This is a genomic window from Aminipila luticellarii (assembly GCF_004103735.1).
GTDB classification, from domain to species: Bacteria; Bacillota; Clostridia; order Peptostreptococcales; family Anaerovoracaceae; genus Aminipila; species Aminipila luticellarii.
Genome location: NZ_CP035281.1, coordinates 434,308 through 450,325, shown reverse-complemented (window position 1 = coordinate 450,325; position 16,018 = coordinate 434,308). Strand labels below are relative to the sequence as shown.

The 16,018-nt window shown below is 43.5% G+C and carries 16 protein-coding genes; 6 read left to right on the top strand and 10 right to left on the bottom strand.

All coding sequences use genetic code 11. The features are described 5' to 3' along the window. Positions 1 to 55 precede the first annotated feature (55 nt). The 3 genes from EQM06_RS02080 to EQM06_RS02070 form a co-directional block, all read right to left on the bottom strand. Positions 56 to 751 carry a CYTH domain-containing protein gene (locus EQM06_RS02080; protein ID WP_128744769.1) on the bottom strand — a complete coding sequence of 232 codons (696 nt, stop codon included), beginning with the start codon at positions 749 to 751 and terminating at the stop codon, positions 56 to 58. 101 nt (positions 752 to 852) lie between these two features. Then, on the bottom strand, positions 853 to 1,275 hold the full coding sequence (locus EQM06_RS02075; protein WP_128744768.1) for a hypothetical protein: 423 nt from the start codon (positions 1,273 to 1,275) through the stop codon (positions 853 to 855). Between the two features lie 42 nt (positions 1,276 to 1,317). Further along, positions 1,318 to 1,710: a hypothetical protein gene (locus tag EQM06_RS02070; RefSeq protein ID WP_128744767.1), complete on the bottom strand. Its 393-nt coding sequence runs from the start codon at positions 1,708 to 1,710 to the stop codon at positions 1,318 to 1,320. Between the two features lie 268 nt (positions 1,711 to 1,978). On the opposite strand from EQM06_RS02070, the gene EQM06_RS02065 reads away from it, so the two are divergent. Together EQM06_RS02065 and EQM06_RS02060 are read left to right on the top strand one after the other, a co-directional pair. Beyond that, positions 1,979 to 2,560, top strand: a complete 582-nt coding sequence (locus tag EQM06_RS02065) for an accessory gene regulator ArgB-like protein (RefSeq protein WP_128744766.1) — start codon at positions 1,979 to 1,981, stop codon at positions 2,558 to 2,560. Beyond that, positions 2,553 to 2,687, top strand: a complete 135-nt coding sequence (locus EQM06_RS02060; protein ID WP_164914313.1) for an AgrD family cyclic lactone autoinducer peptide — start codon at positions 2,553 to 2,555, stop codon at positions 2,685 to 2,687. Before EQM06_RS02065 ends, EQM06_RS02060 begins: the two co-directional genes overlap by 8 nt. Here the strand turns inward: EQM06_RS02060 and EQM06_RS12830 are convergent. From EQM06_RS12830 to EQM06_RS02045, 3 genes are all read right to left on the bottom strand, one after another. Beyond that, positions 2,679 to 3,299, bottom strand: a complete 621-nt coding sequence (locus EQM06_RS12830; protein ID WP_164914312.1) for a sensor histidine kinase — start codon at positions 3,297 to 3,299, stop codon at positions 2,679 to 2,681. The two genes, EQM06_RS02060 and EQM06_RS12830, sit on opposite strands and share 9 nt — an antisense overlap. 654 nt (positions 3,300 to 3,953) lie before the next feature. After that, complete coding sequence (locus EQM06_RS02050; protein WP_128744763.1) at positions 3,954 to 4,706, bottom strand: LytR/AlgR family response regulator transcription factor; 753 nt, start codon at positions 4,704 to 4,706, stop codon at positions 3,954 to 3,956. Between the two features lie 170 nt (positions 4,707 to 4,876). Further along, entirely contained in the window at positions 4,877 to 6,178 is a 1,302-nt protein-coding gene (locus EQM06_RS02045) for a peptidoglycan-binding protein (RefSeq protein WP_128744762.1), read from the bottom strand. 57 nt (positions 6,179 to 6,235) lie between these two features. Between EQM06_RS02045 and EQM06_RS02040 the strand changes: the two genes are divergently transcribed. Genes EQM06_RS02040 through EQM06_RS02030 form a run of 3 tightly spaced genes read left to right on the top strand, consistent with a single transcriptional unit; the run spans position 6,236 to position 11,389 of the window. Then, positions 6,236 to 7,966, top strand: coding sequence for a S8 family peptidase (locus EQM06_RS02040; RefSeq protein WP_205666575.1), 1,731 nt, complete (start codon positions 6,236 to 6,238; stop codon positions 7,964 to 7,966). Beyond that, complete coding sequence (locus EQM06_RS02035; protein ID WP_128744760.1) at positions 7,963 to 9,654, top strand: S8 family peptidase; 1,692 nt, start codon at positions 7,963 to 7,965, stop codon at positions 9,652 to 9,654. Before EQM06_RS02040 ends, EQM06_RS02035 begins: the two co-directional genes overlap by 4 nt. 49 nt (positions 9,655 to 9,703) lie before the next feature. Then, positions 9,704 to 11,389, top strand: a complete 1,686-nt coding sequence (locus EQM06_RS02030; RefSeq protein WP_128744759.1) for a S8 family peptidase — start codon at positions 9,704 to 9,706, stop codon at positions 11,387 to 11,389. Between the two features lie 81 nt (positions 11,390 to 11,470). Here the strand turns inward: EQM06_RS02030 and dapB are convergent, their stop codons facing one another. The 4 genes from dapB to EQM06_RS02010 all read right to left on the bottom strand — a co-directional run bounded on the left by dapB (position 11,471) and on the right by EQM06_RS02010 (position 14,416). Next, positions 11,471 to 12,211 carry a 4-hydroxy-tetrahydrodipicolinate reductase gene (gene dapB / locus EQM06_RS02025; RefSeq protein WP_128744758.1) on the bottom strand — a complete coding sequence of 247 codons (741 nt, stop codon included), beginning with the start codon at positions 12,209 to 12,211 and terminating at the stop codon, positions 11,471 to 11,473. 130 nt (positions 12,212 to 12,341) lie between these two features. Next, positions 12,342 to 12,872, bottom strand: a complete 531-nt coding sequence (locus EQM06_RS02020) for a hypothetical protein (protein ID WP_128744757.1) — start codon at positions 12,870 to 12,872, stop codon at positions 12,342 to 12,344. Between the two features lie 8 nt (positions 12,873 to 12,880). Beyond that, entirely contained in the window at positions 12,881 to 13,471 is a 591-nt protein-coding gene (locus EQM06_RS13325; protein ID WP_128744756.1) for a J domain-containing protein, read from the bottom strand. A 51-nt stretch (positions 13,472 to 13,522) separates the two neighbouring features. Further along, entirely contained in the window at positions 13,523 to 14,416 is an 894-nt protein-coding gene (locus tag EQM06_RS02010; RefSeq protein ID WP_164914310.1) for a DUF5685 family protein, read from the bottom strand. 464 nt (positions 14,417 to 14,880) lie between these two features. Between EQM06_RS02010 and EQM06_RS02005 the strand changes: the two genes are divergently transcribed. Next, on the top strand, positions 14,881 to 16,014 hold the full coding sequence (locus EQM06_RS02005; protein WP_128744754.1) for a M20 metallopeptidase family protein: 1,134 nt from the start codon (positions 14,881 to 14,883) through the stop codon (positions 16,012 to 16,014). Positions 16,015 to 16,018 lie beyond the last annotated feature (4 nt).

The following is a 16,018-nucleotide window of genomic DNA, read 5'->3' as shown; positions in this document are numbered from 1 at the left end:
GGCCCTTTACACAGCCATTTTATTAGTTTATTCCTATTTTTAATAAAAATCAAAACTATTCGTTCTCTTTTACTCCTCTGTTAAAGCCTAAGAGTGAAAGTCCTCTGACATATTTGCTTTTCGTCTCCGGCTGCAAGCCGTATTTTTCAGCAATGGTTTTGGTCACATCCTCCAGCGCTTCCTGTTCTCCCGAAAACAGCTCAATCTCAATTTCACAAATAGGAGCTGTTCCCTTGGTGGTGATAATCTCTCCATCATCTAAAGAAACTTCCATGATGCCATTGCCTGTATCAATTCTAAATCGATTCCTCATAAAATTCGTTTCCATAATGCTGTGAAGCTTTTTAAATCCGATCAAAGCAATCACTTCCTGACCGATTTCACTTTCCTTAAAAATCTGAAGATCGGGCACGTTAAAATAGGACTCATCATTTACAGGTACATTGATCTCTTCCCTGATATGAAGCCCTCCTTCATTCTTTCCCCGCCATTTTAGAGTTGCAACGGTTCTGGTTCCCTCCATGCGCACTCTCAGCGCAATGTCGTTCTTTGAAAGAACAAAGTCTTCCGTATCAAAATATGCCGCCTTCATCAAAACCTTTTCTCTGGTGTCAGACTCTTCAATACTTAAAAGATACTCGTCATCCCAAATGTTAGCGGCAGTCTCTTTGTCCCCAATGCCGTATTTCATTTCAATTTCCATCTTTGTACCTTTACCCTTTAATGTAATCCATTCAATATATGTCGTCATATGCGCTTTTTTAAGCCTATACAAATCACGTAAAGGTAATGATACCACTTTTTACAAAAAAAATCAAGTGCTTTGGTTCTTCCCGGAAGACCCCTTCCCTGCTATTTTACACCTACCGGCGATACGATTTGATCCATTACCACTTGCGTATCCGGCGGCAGACGGAGTTCTCCGGGATAAAGCTTTTTATTTAGAGGGTTATAATTAAACCCCTTTACTTCTTTATCTCTGGCATTATAAAACGTTATTTTAAAGCTCTCTTTCTTATCTGCTTTCAATGCTCCCAGACCCATGGAAGGAAATACCTGCATATGGAACTGCCGGTTTACCTTCTCAATAATATCCCGGGAGGTGATGCTGATTTCCCTTTGAGAGGTCTGCACAACGATCCGTTCTACTTTCTGATTGGCTTTTAAATGATAAAATGAATTGACGAACAGATTACACATCAGAAGATAAGCGACCAAAAAACACAGTATAAATCGTATAAATTTATGAGATCTGATATTTTCTAACAAGTTCATTCTCTTTCTCCTATTTTTCCCTTGTGTTTCCCCTATTTTTTCTTATTCTTCTTCCATTTTTGCCGCTTTATAATGGGCGTGGTGAAGGATGAGACTGTCGATAAAGGCAATCTTCAGACCCAGCGGATATAATACAAAGCTTAATACGATCGTGCTTTTGGTCATATAAGACACCGCCAGCAGAGCTGTGCTAAATAGAATGTAAAAGCCGTTGAACAGGTTATCCAGCCTTATCCGTTCCTCCTCTTCTTCGCTCTCCTCCCCATTGTTTTCATACTCCTCATTGATGTCCTTCAGTAAGTATAGAATGTAAGCAAATGCCTGTACCAGCGGATAAAGAGCATACAAATTATCCAGATCCTTTACGTTTAAAATCGCCATGAGGGGACAGCTCATCAGATAAAATAACGATAGATATAAAGATAAATACGCCAAAAGACTCACCTTCTTTCCATGTACAAATCCTATATATATGAAGCGGCTGTTTTCATTATGTTCTTTTTTTCATCATACCTGCCCAGAGATTTTTTTCAACCCTTTTTACATAAGATGTTGTCTGAGCGACATGAAATGTGATTTTTGCACATTTTATGTCGCTCAGACAACATCTTATGCAGAACCCCTTGATTTTTTTGTGAAAAGAAATATGATTATGTCAAAAGCACATATCGAAAGGGTAATGATATAAAAAGGATAGAACCATATGAAAAGTATTTCTGAAGCTTATATTTCAAAACTGAAAGAAAGTAACGTTACAGATGAACTGGGGATTATTAAGATAAGATATGCTCTGGCGATCTTAAAAAATGAACTGGTCAAAACATTTTTATTAATTTGTATCTTCGCTCTGATTGGACAGCTCCAAGCCTTTTTGATCGTTATGCTGTTCATGATGCCCATCCGGCTCAGTACAGGCGGCATACATTTTAACACCAATGTTCCGTGCTTTTTGTTCAGCTTGGGATACTTTTTACTGGCAGTATGCGTACTGTCGCTGCTTCCGATTAAAATGCCGGCTTACTATTTCATTTTAGGGCTCAGCATTTTAATCGTCTGTCTCTGTCCGCTGGCACCTTCTGCCAAACGGCCTATAAAGAGCAGAAAAAAGTATCTGCAGAACAAATACTTTTCACTGATCTATCTCCCTATATTTACGTTCCTGCTGCTGTTTTTTATAAAAGATCAGCAGATCATCGCCATGAGTATATGGGGCTTGTTTTTACATGCTATTGAGTTGTTATTTGTAAGATTGCACAAAAGAAAGGATGGTAATTTCAATGTTTAAGAAACTTCAAACCGTATTAATGAGTACAACTGCACTATTTCTGATCGGAGTTGCAACCTCTGCTATTTCTGTTGCATCAATCAACTTTCACGGTGAACCGGACTGTCCGGAGGAACTGCTAAAATAAGACTTCCACTATAAATTCGTTATCTTCTTGGAAAATATTGAATTTTCCGTGATACTTCTGGGTGACAGCTCTTACATTTTGTAATCCATACCCTCGTCGTTCACCCGATTTCGTACTATAGTTCTTATCTTGAGAAATACTTATCTCTTTGCCCTTCTTTCGCTGATAAGTATTTCTCACTTCAATTTTCTTTTTATTTTCCCATTCACTGATGGACAGCATAACACTTCGCTGCTCCCGTTCCAACCCTTCCACATATTCAAACGCATTGTCCAACAGGTTTCCAAGGATCTGAACCAGTTCATACTGCTCGCAGGGAAAATCCGGAAAAACACCGCTGGGAACATAGTATAACTGTATCTGCCTTTTTTCCGCTTCTCTGGTCTTGGAATACAATAGGGCATTCACAACACCGTTTCCAGTGTTAGCCGACACGCTACTTTTCCTTTTATTTTGTTCCTTCGTTTTTAATTCCTCAATATACAGCTCGATTTCCCGAACCGCCTTGGAAGGCTCTTCAAATTGGCACAGGCTCTGGATAGCCTGCAAATGCTTATTAAAATCGTGTTTATCGCTATACAATCCGTTCAGCAGATTTTCTGTCGTTTCCATATACTGCTCATGCAGTCGAATATTTTCTTTCTGTTTCTTATTTTCTATCAACTTTCTTAATAAATACAAACAAAACAGAAACCATATTGTAGTATAAGCTGAAATTATTGTAGATTCACTGAAAACGACTTCATTGTCACTCTTCCAAAAAAACATTTCAATCATACTAAAGCAAAATAATGTTACAGAAATCAAGTAAAATTCTTCTTGATATTCTTCATAAAATAGCCTTATCTTTAGCCTCAATTTATAATTTAAGCCTATGATACTACATATTATAGATGTAATTAAGAGTTGAGCACACCTATTAATAAATTCTAATGACTCCATCCCCTCTATTCTATAAAACACGATTAGTAGCACATGTTCAATTAAGATAATCATTGCTGTTGCAAAAATGAATTCAAATAATATATTGAATATGTCTCTTTTAACTGCTACCTTCAAAGTTATAAATATTATTAGATAAATCAGTAAGGACGTAAATGGTAATTCTGTTAAATCTATTAACCCCACTATTATCGATATAATAAGCATAGACACTATCAACTTAAACTTATTTTTAAAATAGTCCGGACTAAACAGACTCATTAAAATCACAGTATTCAAAAATTCAATAGCAGATCCGAATATATCTTGTGTAAAGCTCATTTTTTACCCTTTCTCGTCTACAACGCCTACTCTGATTTGTTCATCAATTGCATCATAAAACTTGCTGCTCACAAATAGCTGGTTTTCCGAATCCCGCAGTACAATTTTCCAAAGCCTGTAATTGACCCGTTCTATTGTCTTTATTTTGTTGACATTGACCGCATAGGATTTATTGCATTGAAGAAAGTAAGGCTCGTCCACCTCTGCTATAAGTTCTTTCAATATGATTGTATTGCTCTCGAAAGGTTCCTCCTGCAAATCCGTATGGAGAAAGCAGCGTCTGTGCACGACCTCTGCATAAGTAATCTGATCTACCGGAATCAGGACCTCACTGTTTATATCGGGATATAAAATCACCTTAATCCGCTGTTTGGTCTGTTTTTCCACATTCACGTTCTTGATCAGCGTGACGATCTTTTTGCGAAACTCTCTGGAATTAAACGGCTTTATAATGTAGTCATAACAATGAAACCGCTTAAAGGCCTCCAGCTGATTTTGTGTATAGCCTGTGATGAACATGATCAGCGTCAGGACGTATTCCGGCATAGCCCTTAGCTTTCCTGCCAGTTGAAGTCCGCTGATACCGGGCAGTTCTATATCCAATACAAAGATATCAAAATGTTCCCGCTGGGCGATCCCCAAAGCTTCTTCACCAGATAAAGCATAATAAACTTCAACGCCCTGTATCTTATTTAAAACATTTTTATAAAGTAACGCATCTTTTTCAGAATCTTCTACAACCATAATCTTTATCATTGCTATCCTCTATCTACTTCAAAAAAACTGCTTATTTTCCTTATGAGGTAAATTATACCATAAACTATTCCTGCGTAAAACCCTAAGAACAAGCGGAATACACTAAAAAAACAGAAACTTGAGCGCCATTCCGCTCCTTGTTCCTGTTTTTTCATACATTTCATATCTATTTAGTATCTATACGGTTCATTTATGTTATGAATTCGCTGTACGGACAGCTCCGCAATTCGGGTAATGGCCACGTAAATGTTTGAAATCCGATACCATGTAGCGAAGTCCACCACACCGGATACAGGCATATTGAATATCCGTTGGAAAGCGGATACGGCATCTGCTGTTTCCTGACCGTATGCACCGTCCACCCGAACCTTGTTTATAGCCGAATATGTATCTGAGATGGTGTTGAGCTGAGTCTGAATGGTTCGCACCGCCGGACCGGAGGAGCCTAAAACGAGGGTTTCTCCCGGGAAGGATACCGGAACCCCTTCCACTTTCTCCGCCTGCTGCAGGAAAATATCATACCCGTAAAAGTTCCGGAGAATGCTCAAATGATCGTAGCCCTGATCGCCCAAATCTTTGGAGCCCCATTGGGGCATTCCCTTTGTACACACAGTTCTCACACCGTCACAAAATTGGGTGAACAAAGGCTGACGAATACCCGGCCTTGTTATATAGGTAGTAAAGATATCATCTACCACATCTGATATTTCCTGAAAAATGTTTCTTCCGTAAAAAAATGCCTGATCATAAGCGGTTGAATTGGTAATCGTGAAATTAAAACCTTTTCCCCGATACCATTCCGTGTAGACCCGGTTCAGCACAAAGGACAGGATTGCCAGAACATTAGCTATGATGGTTTCCCTCGGCCACGTGGAATAAATCTCGGAGCTGGCTACATTTTTTATATAGTCCTTAAACGGAATCCACACATTTTGAGCTGTCGTATCTTCCGGAACCCCCAAATGAACCACCACAAATTCCGGAATGACCGGCTCCGGCAGTACAATGAAGCCGCCTGCATCCGGCAGGGGTTTTACTTCATCCTCCGGTATTTTCGGCGGAAAAACGCCCCAAAGTGTATGTTGGTCTATCAGGATAGTCTCCGTGGTAGTCTCCGTCTGCTCCGTCCGCCTTAACTGGATGTTCTGAAAGGATTTAGTATGAGGCAGAATTTGTACACCTTCTATGTCTATGGGTTCAAATCCATCGACGCTTACGGATAAATCGTACTCACTGTAAGGTTTGCCGCTCTCTGGAGTCAACGAGTATTCCAGCGGAGGCGCGCCTAAATCCACGGTATCCGTCTGACCCGAGCTATTCGTATACAATTCCTCTACTACAGTAGAATCCACCTTTCTCACCACTTGTACTCTAACGTTATCTACAGGCCTCGCCTGATTTTCCTCTCTTACGTTTACTTGAAGCTGTCCTTGATCTATGATCTGGTTTTTGAAATAATTAAAATTTCTCATATTTCACACCCTCCTCAAATATAATATGTATATGCTTTAGGAAAGAAGGTAATGTCTATGATCCACTCACCATTTATTCCAATTGATCAGCTTACGCGATTTGAATCAGATGTATCCAGTGATGAGGACCTTATGGAGGTTATTGTAAAATACAGCGGAGACGTAATGGCTGTAGGAGCGGCACTGGGGGCTTTTGTGGAAATACTGGATCCCAACTACGCTATTTTGACCATTACTCTGGGCAACCTGGAAAGACTTTACACCTATGATGAAATAGAATATGTAGAATTGCCTAAAAACCTGACCTATTTTTTACGGGAAGAATTGAACAATTCCTGTATTTCTCCGGTTCAGCGCCCCACCTCTTTTGGGCTCACCGGGAACGGTGTCGCCATCGGAATCATTGATTCAGGAATCGATTACACCCATGCCGATTTTCAAAATCCGGATGGAACGACCCGGATTTTGTTTCTGTGGGATCAGACAGTGGACGGAAATCCGCCGGAAGGCTTCAGAAATGGTTCTGAGTTTACAAAAGCTCAAATTGATGAAGCACTGGCCAGCGATTCACCCTACGAATATGTCCCCAGCATAGATATGGCCGGCCACGGCACAGCGGTTGCCGGCGTTGCCGCAGGAAACGGCAGGTCTTCTGATGCGGTAGAAAAGGGAGTGGCTCCCAATGCTTCTCTGATTATCGTGAAGCTGGGCCACACCGGCAGCAATACGTCTTTCACCAGAACAACAGAAATCATGCGGGCTGTCAAATATATTTCCGACAAAGCTCAGCAGGTGAATATGCCGGTTGTGATGAATATCAGCTACGGCACCAATAATGGCTCCCACGATGGAAATTCTTTATTTGAAAGTTATATCGACAGTGTATCGGATCGATGGAGATCTTGTATTTGCGTTGCTTCCGGCAACGAAGGCACAGCCGGCCACCACTACAGTAATTTTTTGCTCCAAGGTGCGGTAGATACGGTGGAATTTTCTATTTCCGATAACATTCCCCGGCTTTATATGACCATCTGGAAGGATTTCGTAGACACTATGACCTTTGAAATCATTTCGCCCAGCGGACGATCCACAGGAGAAATTTCTCCTCTTCAACGGGTCACCCGCTTTACTTTAGATGATGTACTGGTTGCTGTTTTGTACGGTCAGCCTACTCATTACAACAGCTTACAGGAAATCTATATTTTATTCAGGGGTGTCAGCAAGCCCATATCGGCTGGCTTGTGGAGCCTCGTGGTGAGAGGGAACGACATCACCGGTGGATTATTTGATATCTGGCTCCCCACCTTGGAGGAAGTCACCCAGTATACGAGCTTCCTGCGTCCGATTATATTAAACACCATTACCATCCCCGCCACCGCCAACCGGGTTATTTCTGTGGGCGGTTACAATTCCTCCCTGAACAGTATCGCGGATTTTTCCGGGCAGGGTACTTTGAGAAATCTGAACTTTATGAAACCGGATTTAGTCGCACCTGCCGTAAATATTCTGACCACCAGAGCCGGAGGCGGATATGACCGGTTTACCGGCACCAGTGTAGCGGCGCCTTTTGTGACCGGTTCTGCGGCTCTGATGATGGAATGGGGACTTATACAGGGCAATGACCCTCTCCTTTACGGTCAGCGAATCAAGGCCTTTTTATGGAAAGGAGCCGAAAGGCCTCCTCTTCTCACGTTCCGAAATCCGGTGTGGGGCTACGGTGCATTGAACCTGTGCGACACCATGGATCTGCTTGTAGACTATAATCAGACAGGAGGTGCCTTTTCGTGAATGAGGACGCCTTATATTCGCCGGACGTGGTGGATTTTACCATCCGAACCGGTTCTTACTATGAAAGCTATGTCTTAAATCATCCCGGTCTCATCACCAGTTATCGGGTGGATGATACCTATCTGATCTGTTATACCACATTGGCGGCATTTGGGGAAATTGCCGGTTTCATAGGCGTGGATGCCCGAAACAGCATTCCGAACATCGTTGGGCTTACCGATCAGCAAAGTCTGGAAACCGCCGGCATCACACAGGTTCAGCAGCAGCCTTATTTAAATCTGAACGGACAGGGTGTTTTGCTGGGATTTTTGGATACAGGCATTGATTATACTCAGCCGGTCTTCCGGTATGAAGACGGAACGAGCAAAATTATATACTTGTACGACCAGACCCAGCCGGGAGCGCCTCCCGCCGGATTTCCCATCGGCACGGAGTACACCAATGACCAGATCAATGCTGCTCTGGCTTCCGATACCCCTTATGATATCGTCCCGCAACGGGATACAGTCGGTCACGGTACGTTTCTGGCTTCTATTGCTGCCGGACGTCCGGTAGATGATTTTATCGGTGCTGCTCCGGATTCGGACATTATCATGGTCAAACTCCGAAAAGCCTATCCTTTTTATCTGGAACAGTACTGCGTTCCTCCGGATCAGGAAAATGCTTTTGCTTCTACGGACCTGATGCTCGGCGTTCAATACATCCTGAAAAGGGCCAGAGAATTAAACCGGCCGGTGGTTCTCTGCTTAGGGCTTGGTTCAAACTATGACAGTCACGACGGATACAGCATCTTTGAGGAATATCTCTTTGACATTTCCAATATTCCCGGCGTATGCTCCTGTGTTTCAGTGGGCAATGAGAGTCAGTCCCGGCATCACTTTTCCTATAAAATGGAAGCCTTAGGGACTCCGGCTAATATAGATATCCGGGTGGGAGAAAATGCGGGAGACATTTATGTGGCCGTAGCCAACCGAGTCAGTGATCGAGTCTCCTTATCCGTCCGGTCTCCTTCGGGAGAACTGGTAAACCGGGTGCCGTCCAAGGCGGGATATACTTTTGAGGCGTCTTTGGTGCTGGAGCGTTCCAGAGTTACCGTTTCATACTATTTTCCTCTGGAGGGCAGCGGGGATCAGCTCAGTATCGTGCGAATCTTAGATGCCACGCCGGGGGTGTGGACGATTACGGTCTATGGGGACATCATCATTGACGGCCGGATTAACGCATGGCTGCCGCTGACCGGTTTCATCTCTCCTTCCGTGGAATTTCTGACTTATGATCCCTATACGACGATTACCTATCCCGCTACTTCACTAAGCTCCATCCGGTGCGGTGCGTACAACGGCTTCCGAGACAGCCTGTTTCCGCGCTCTTCCTGGGGGCCTACCAGATTGTCCGCCTATGTGCCGGATTTAGTGGCTCCGGGCTATCAAGTAGGCGGATACTATCCGACGGGCTACGGCACCATGGACGGAACCAGTGTGGCTGCCGCTATTACTGCCGGAGCATGTGCATTGCTGATGCAGTGGGGAATCGTGGAAGGAAATGATTTAGGGCTTTCTACTCCTGCGATTCGGGCCTATCTGGTTCGTGGCTGTACCCGCAGCGACGTGATTCAGTACCCGAATCTCCAGTGGGGTTATGGCGTCCTGAATTTAATGCAGACCTTCGTTTATATGCGGGAGATATAAAAACGTTACATTCCATTTGAAAATATGAGGGAGCAGGAGGTGCGCAACCTTGGATCAGGACACTTTATATTCGCCGAATATCGTGGATTTCATCATCCGGAGAGGTTCCTCTTTCGATTCTCTGATCTTAAATCATCCGGGCCTTATCACATCCCATGATATCGGTATATATACCATTTGCTATACAACAGCGGAGGCTTATGCAGAAATGATTCCGTATCTGGGTGTAGATTACATCAACAGCGTTCCCAAGGTGCTGGGGCTTTTGGATCGGGAAAGTCTGGAGGCCTCCGGCATCATACAGGTTCAGCAGCAGCCTTATTTAAATCTCAACGGACAGGGTGTTCTTATCGGTTTTGTCGACACCGGCATTGATTATACCAAGGACATCTTTCGGTATGAGGATGGAACCAGTAAAATCCAGTATATTTATGACCAGAGCATCCCCGGAACTCCCCCAAATGGATTTCCGTTCGGAACAGAATATACCAGAGAGCAGATCAATGCTGCCTTAGCTTCGGATACGCCTTACGAAACCGTTCCTCATCTGGATACGGTAGGTCACGGTACTTTTTTAGCTTCTGTGGCAGCAGGCCGTGCGAAAAATGATTTTATAGGCGCTGCGCCCAATTCCGAAATCATCATGGTAAAGCTGAAAAAGGCTTATCCTTATAGCTTAGAACGTTTTTTTGTCCCGCCAGAACAGGAAAATGCTTTTGAATCTTCTTCTGCCATGCTGGGTGTCCAATATATCCTGCAAAAAGCAAAAGAACTGAACCGTCCGGTGGTTATCTGCCTCGGTCTTGGCTCCAATTTTGACAGTCATGACGGATTCGGCATTATGGAGGAATATCTTTTCAATATTTCCAATATTCCCAGTGTCTGTTTATGCATTGCTGTAGGCAATGAAAGTCAGGCCCGGCATCATTACTCTCAGCCATTCACCGACGATATGCCGCAAAGTATAGACATTCAGGTAGGTGACAATGCCGGAGATATTTTTATAGCCATTACCAATACCATCAGCGACCGGATCTCCGTATCGGTTCGATCCCCCACAGGGGAACTGGTCAGCCGGGTGCCTGCTAAAGCCAATACCACGTTTTCAACACAGCTGGTTCTGGAACGTTCGGAAGTGAGTATTTCCTATTACTTTCCCATAGGCGGAAGCGGGGATCAGGTTACCATCGTGCGGATCAGAAATGCGACGCCGGGCATATGGACGATTTCTGCCTATGGGGATATCGTATTAGAGGGGAGTATCAACGCCTGGCTGCCTTTGACCGGATTTGTTTCCCCTTCGGTTGAATTTCTTTCCTCCAGTCCGTACAACACGGTTACTTCTCCGGCCAATGCACCGGGAGGCATACGCTGCGGAGCTTATAACAGTGTTCGCAACAGCCTCTATCCGAACTCTTCCTGGGGGCCGATCAGGCTGGCTCTGGATATTCCCGATTTGGTGGCTCCCGGTTACCAGATCGGCGGATACTTCCCTTGGGGATACGGAACCATGAGCGGCACCAGCGTGGCTGCATCCATCACTGCCGGAGCTTGTGCGTTGATGTTGCAGTGGGGATTTGTAGAAGGCAATAATGTGGGACTCAATACGTCAGTCATACGGGCTTTTCTGATTCGAGGCTGCAGGCGCAGTGACGCTATGAATTATCCCAGTCCGCAATGGGGCTTTGGAAGCTTGAATCTGATGCAGACCTTTTTCTATATGCGCGAATTGTGATGCACCCACGCCGGGCGCACCGCAAAACAGGCAGGGGCATACCTATGGGCATGCCCCTGCCTGTTCCTTTTATTCAGATCCTCAAAAGAGAACTTCTTCTATGTCGTACAGTCCGGCGGCAGCTTTTTTCTCCATGCTGCCGGCCCGAAGGCTTTCGCCGATAAATTCGGCTGCCTTCAACGCTCCCAGAGCAAAAATCTTTTTAGAATCCGCCGTATGCCTGATTTCCAGGAGCTCATCTTCTCCTGCAAAAAGAACAGCATGCTCTCCCGCTATGGTTCCTCCCCGAACCGCATGTATTCCTATTTCCTTTCCTCTTTTCCCGTCCCCTTTTCGTCCGAATACCTCCAGAAATTCTCCGTCAGGGTTCATGGTTTCCAGCAGCATTTTTGCCGTACCGCTGGGAGAATCCAGTTTTTGATTGTGGTGCTTTTCTATGATTTCCATATCAAAGCTATCCTTTAAAATCGGGGTAATTTGTGCCAGAATACGTTTCATCACAGCAATGCCCAAGGAAAAATTGGCCGCTTTTACTACGGGAACGACTTTAGACAGCTCCAGGATCTGCTGCCGCTGTTTTTCACTGAACCCTGTGGTAGCAATAACCACCCCGCAGGACTCCTCCCTTGCGAACTCTTCGATCATATTTAAATTGGCCGGATTACTAAAGTCCATGATGACATCTATTTTTTCTTTTATATGGCTGAGCTTTTCCCCTCTCAGCGGTTCTACCATACCGACGCACCTCAGCCCGTCCCTTTTGTCCACAAGCTCTTTTAAAACCTTTCCCATGGCGCCTGTTCCTACGATGGCTATATTCATAAAATTGCCTCCTCATTTATAACTCCCCATTTTATATCCATAAAACAGGTCTTATCAATAAGCTATTTTTTATATTTACAGAATATGACCACAAATATTTCTTGAATAAAAAAATCCTCAATATGAGGATTTAAATGCGTCCGTAGAACCTTCTATAATAATAGTTTATAACACCTGTCAAAATAATATCGTACACCAGAAAAAACAATTCACCTATTAGCAGCAGAATCACCGGGGATATATCTTTTAGCGTAATAACACTAAAAAACAGCTTATAAAAGAAATGGTATGCCACCACTACAATCCCTGTAAAGACGATAAATTTCAGAACCAGCTGCAGGCTGGGACTCTTTATTTTTTCGATATAAAATTTGAGCAGCCCATATATTCCAAAGAAAAAAATATACGGAAAAGCCGCCAGCTTATTGGGCAGCAGGAGCAACGCCATGACAGAACAGGCTATATATAAAACCCAGCCGCCTTTTCCTTTGCTTTCAATCATCATGATCGGTATAAATACCGAGCTGACCGTGTAAAGGGTTATTTCAAATCCGGGAACAAAAGACGCTCCATACAGGCATAACAAGGATAAGGCCAACAGCACACCGCCCAAAGCCGTCACTTTTCCGCTCTTATTTTTTATACCGGTCTCTTTCATCATAGCTTCACCTAAAAGCAGTCACACAAGCAATCTGCACACATATAAGCCTGACACAGCTTACACATCATATCATCATTTCCATAGCCTCTGCCGTAGGAATTATTCTGATACATTCTTCCTGAATTCATTATATTGTTCAGGGCGGTCTGATATTCAAAATTATTCGGATTCATGCTGGCTGCTGTGCGAACCTTGGTCACAGCATCATCATACCAGCCCTTTTTATACGAAATCATGCCGGACAGGAAAAACCACTCTGCATCACGGTTTCGCATCTGCGCCAGCTTCTGCTCCGCATATCCCAGATTGCCGGAGTCAATGATGCTTCGAATGTCGTTATATTCGGGGGTGGTCTGGTTCTGATAGCTGTTCTGAGCGCCGCCGTACGAATTGCCGTAGGCTCCGTTTCCTCCGCCGTTTTTCATCAAAGCGTCATATGCTTCATTTACTTCCTGAAGCTTTTCTTCTGCCAAGTCTGACAGCGGATTATTCTGATATTTATCCGGATGATATTTCTTTACGAGTTCTCTGTAAGCTGTTTTTATTTCCTCTTCGCTTGCATTTTGTCTTACGCCCAATACTTCATATGGATTGTTCATATATTATTTCTCCTTGTATTCTTCGAATTTTCATAAATCACTTGATATTGCTTATTCTTCCGTTTTTTTACCTGAAAGGATCTGTTCCGTGCGTCCCCGCAATCCGAAATATACGACATTTTCAATGATCCCTTTATTTTTCTTTATATCTAAAAGCTCTGCGGCGTTGCTTATCTCTGCCAGATAATGCATCAGGTTAAATTCTACCGCGGATTTTATTCGCATTTTAAATTCCGGTATGGATTCTTTTTCCCCGTCATATTCAAATCGATATAGGAGCGGATTGTAGGTATTTTTTGTAATATTCTCTTCAATATCCTCATAAGCATCCATCAGATAGATCCATTTTCCCAAATGGTATCCAATATGGCTGAACAGCTTTATATTTTTTTCCTCCGCCGGTCCTGTCGACATTTTTTCTACGCCGGACTTGAAGATTTCCAGCATAATTTGTGCAAAAGGCTCTTCCACTCGATCCAGCTCAGAACACTTGTCCTTTTCAAGCTTGGACAGAAAGTTCAGATTTTCTTCCGTCAGCCTGCACAATTCTCCTTTATCCGACTGTATTTTGCGAATCGTAGGCAGCAAGCCCACAGCGGCAAGCTTTGCCTTATAGCTGTGATCGTCATGATAATCATCCATCAGCTTATAATAAGCCATGATCAGCATGACATCCCCCGCATAGGCAACTGCCTCGCTCTCTTCCACTATAGGTTTCCTTTTTATATGATGAATGATACAATGTTCTTTTTCGATATGATCCGCTTCTTTCTCAAGCGCTGTCAATAATACAGCAAGAAAAACAAAATCATAGCTCAGGGTAAAACGGGGCAGCTGACCGTACCGCCTGCCGATACTTTTGCACATCCCGCAATAGTAAGAGCTGTATACTTCATATTCTCGCATTTTCAGCTCTCCCTTATCAGGAACCACATAGCCCAGCATATTAAAAACTCCCCATTCGTCTAATTTATATCAATGATACGGCAACGCCGCTTCAAATCATTCGGTTCATTATACCACACAAGCCTCGTCGCCGTGCGATTCAATGAACGCTTCCCTGCGGCAACGCCGCTTCAAATCATTCGGTTCATTATACCACACAAGCCTCGTCGCCGTGTGATTCAATGAACGCTTCCCTGCGGCAACGCCGCTTCAAATCATTCGGTTCATTATACCACACAAGCCTCGTCGCCGTGTGATTCAATGAACGCTTCCCTGCGGCAACGCCGCCTCAAATCACTGCGTTCATTATAACATAGCTTTGTGAAGTTTTTATGTTGCAATAATATTACAAAATACAAATATTATTGATTTTATTTGACATAAGAACATAAAAGTTGTATCATAATTGATAATTTGTGTATGGCACTTATCCGGCCATCAATAATTTTAGGAGATACAAGATAATGGCTGTTGAATTTGACGATCATAACATGCTCAATACTTTGATTCAGCACCACCGTTCACTTCACAAAATTCCGGAAATCGGCGATCAATTATTTGAAACCAGAGAATATATTATGAACATAATGGGCGGCATGAGCTGTGAATTTACGACAGTAGTAAACACAGGGATTTGTGCCTTTTTTAATAAAGGAAAAGAATCCACGATTGCCTATAGAAGTGATATGGATGGGCTGACTATTCCCGAAACCAATACGCACGGTTTTGTTTCGGAGCATCCCGGCAAAATGCACGGCTGCGGTCACGATGCCCACATGTCCATGCTGCTTGGTTTTGCAGAATATGTAAATCATACGGACCCTTTGCCCTATAACATATTGCTTATATTTCAACCGGCAGAGGAAACCACCGGAGGGGCAAGACCCATTGCGGAATCTGGTATTTTTGAAAAATATCACGTGATCAGAACCTTCGGACTGCATTTGTGGCCAAACATTCCAAAAGGACAAGTCTCAACAAAGGGCGGTCCTCTTATGCCAAAATCCTCCGAAGTAAACATCGAAATAAAAGGAAAAAGCACTCATGCTGCCACATCCCAAAAAGGGATTGACGCACTTTATGTTGCCACACAGTATATATCGGATGTATACACCATGCAGCAGACTGAAACGCCTGCGGATGAACGGACGCTGTTAAAAATATGCCGATTGAACAGCGGCTCCGCGCGGAATGTCATTGCCGGAAAGGCTTCCCTTTTGGGTACGATGCGGGCATTTAAATTGAAGACCTTTGATTTTATGGAAGCTCGCCTGCATGAAATTGCTAATGAATATGAAACGCAATACGGTTGTCAGATCAGGGTGGATTGTTCGGACGGTTACCTTCCGGTCATAAACGATATGGAGCTTTACCAATCCATCAAGCCTTATTTGGAAAAACTCAGCTATTATAAAGAGCTTCCCGAAGCCGTCATGATTTCGGAAGATTTTTCCTACTACGGAACAAAAGCTCCTGCGGTTTTCGCCCTATTGGGAACCGGAACTAAAATTCCTCTTCACAGCAATAACTTTGACTTTGACGAAGAAATTTTACTGTCAGGCTACGAATATTACAAAATGCTTGCACATATTAATTAGCCTT

Coding starts and splice junctions, on each gene's coding strand:
- EQM06_RS02010 (WP_164914310.1), bottom strand. CDS start 14,416: ATGCTGGGCTATGTGGTTCCTGATAAGGGAGAGCTGAAAATGCGAGAA.
- EQM06_RS02040 (WP_205666575.1), top strand. CDS start 6,236: ATGATCCACTCACCATTTATTCCAATTGATCAGCTTACGCGATTTGAA.
- EQM06_RS02020 (WP_128744757.1), bottom strand. CDS start 12,872: ATGATGAAAGAGACCGGTATAAAAAATAAGAGCGGAAAAGTGACGGCT.
- EQM06_RS02080 (WP_128744769.1), bottom strand. CDS start 751: ATGACGACATATATTGAATGGATTACATTAAAGGGTAAAGGTACAAAG.
- EQM06_RS02065 (WP_128744766.1), top strand. CDS start 1,979: ATGAAAAGTATTTCTGAAGCTTATATTTCAAAACTGAAAGAAAGTAAC.
- EQM06_RS02050 (WP_128744763.1), bottom strand. CDS start 4,706: ATGATAAAGATTATGGTTGTAGAAGATTCTGAAAAAGATGCGTTACTT.
- EQM06_RS02075 (WP_128744768.1), bottom strand. CDS start 1,275: ATGAACTTGTTAGAAAATATCAGATCTCATAAATTTATACGATTTATA.
- EQM06_RS02005 (WP_128744754.1), top strand. CDS start 14,881: ATGGCTGTTGAATTTGACGATCATAACATGCTCAATACTTTGATTCAG.
- EQM06_RS12830 (WP_164914312.1), bottom strand. CDS start 3,299: ATGGAAACGACAGAAAATCTGCTGAACGGATTGTATAGCGATAAACAC.
- EQM06_RS13325 (WP_128744756.1), bottom strand. CDS start 13,471: ATGAACAATCCATATGAAGTATTGGGCGTAAGACAAAATGCAAGCGAA.
- EQM06_RS02045 (WP_128744762.1), bottom strand. CDS start 6,178: ATGAGAAATTTTAATTATTTCAAAAACCAGATCATAGATCAAGGACAG.
- EQM06_RS02060 (WP_164914313.1), top strand. CDS start 2,553: ATGTTTAAGAAACTTCAAACCGTATTAATGAGTACAACTGCACTATTT.
- dapB (WP_128744758.1), bottom strand. CDS start 12,211: ATGAATATAGCCATCGTAGGAACAGGCGCCATGGGAAAGGTTTTAAAA.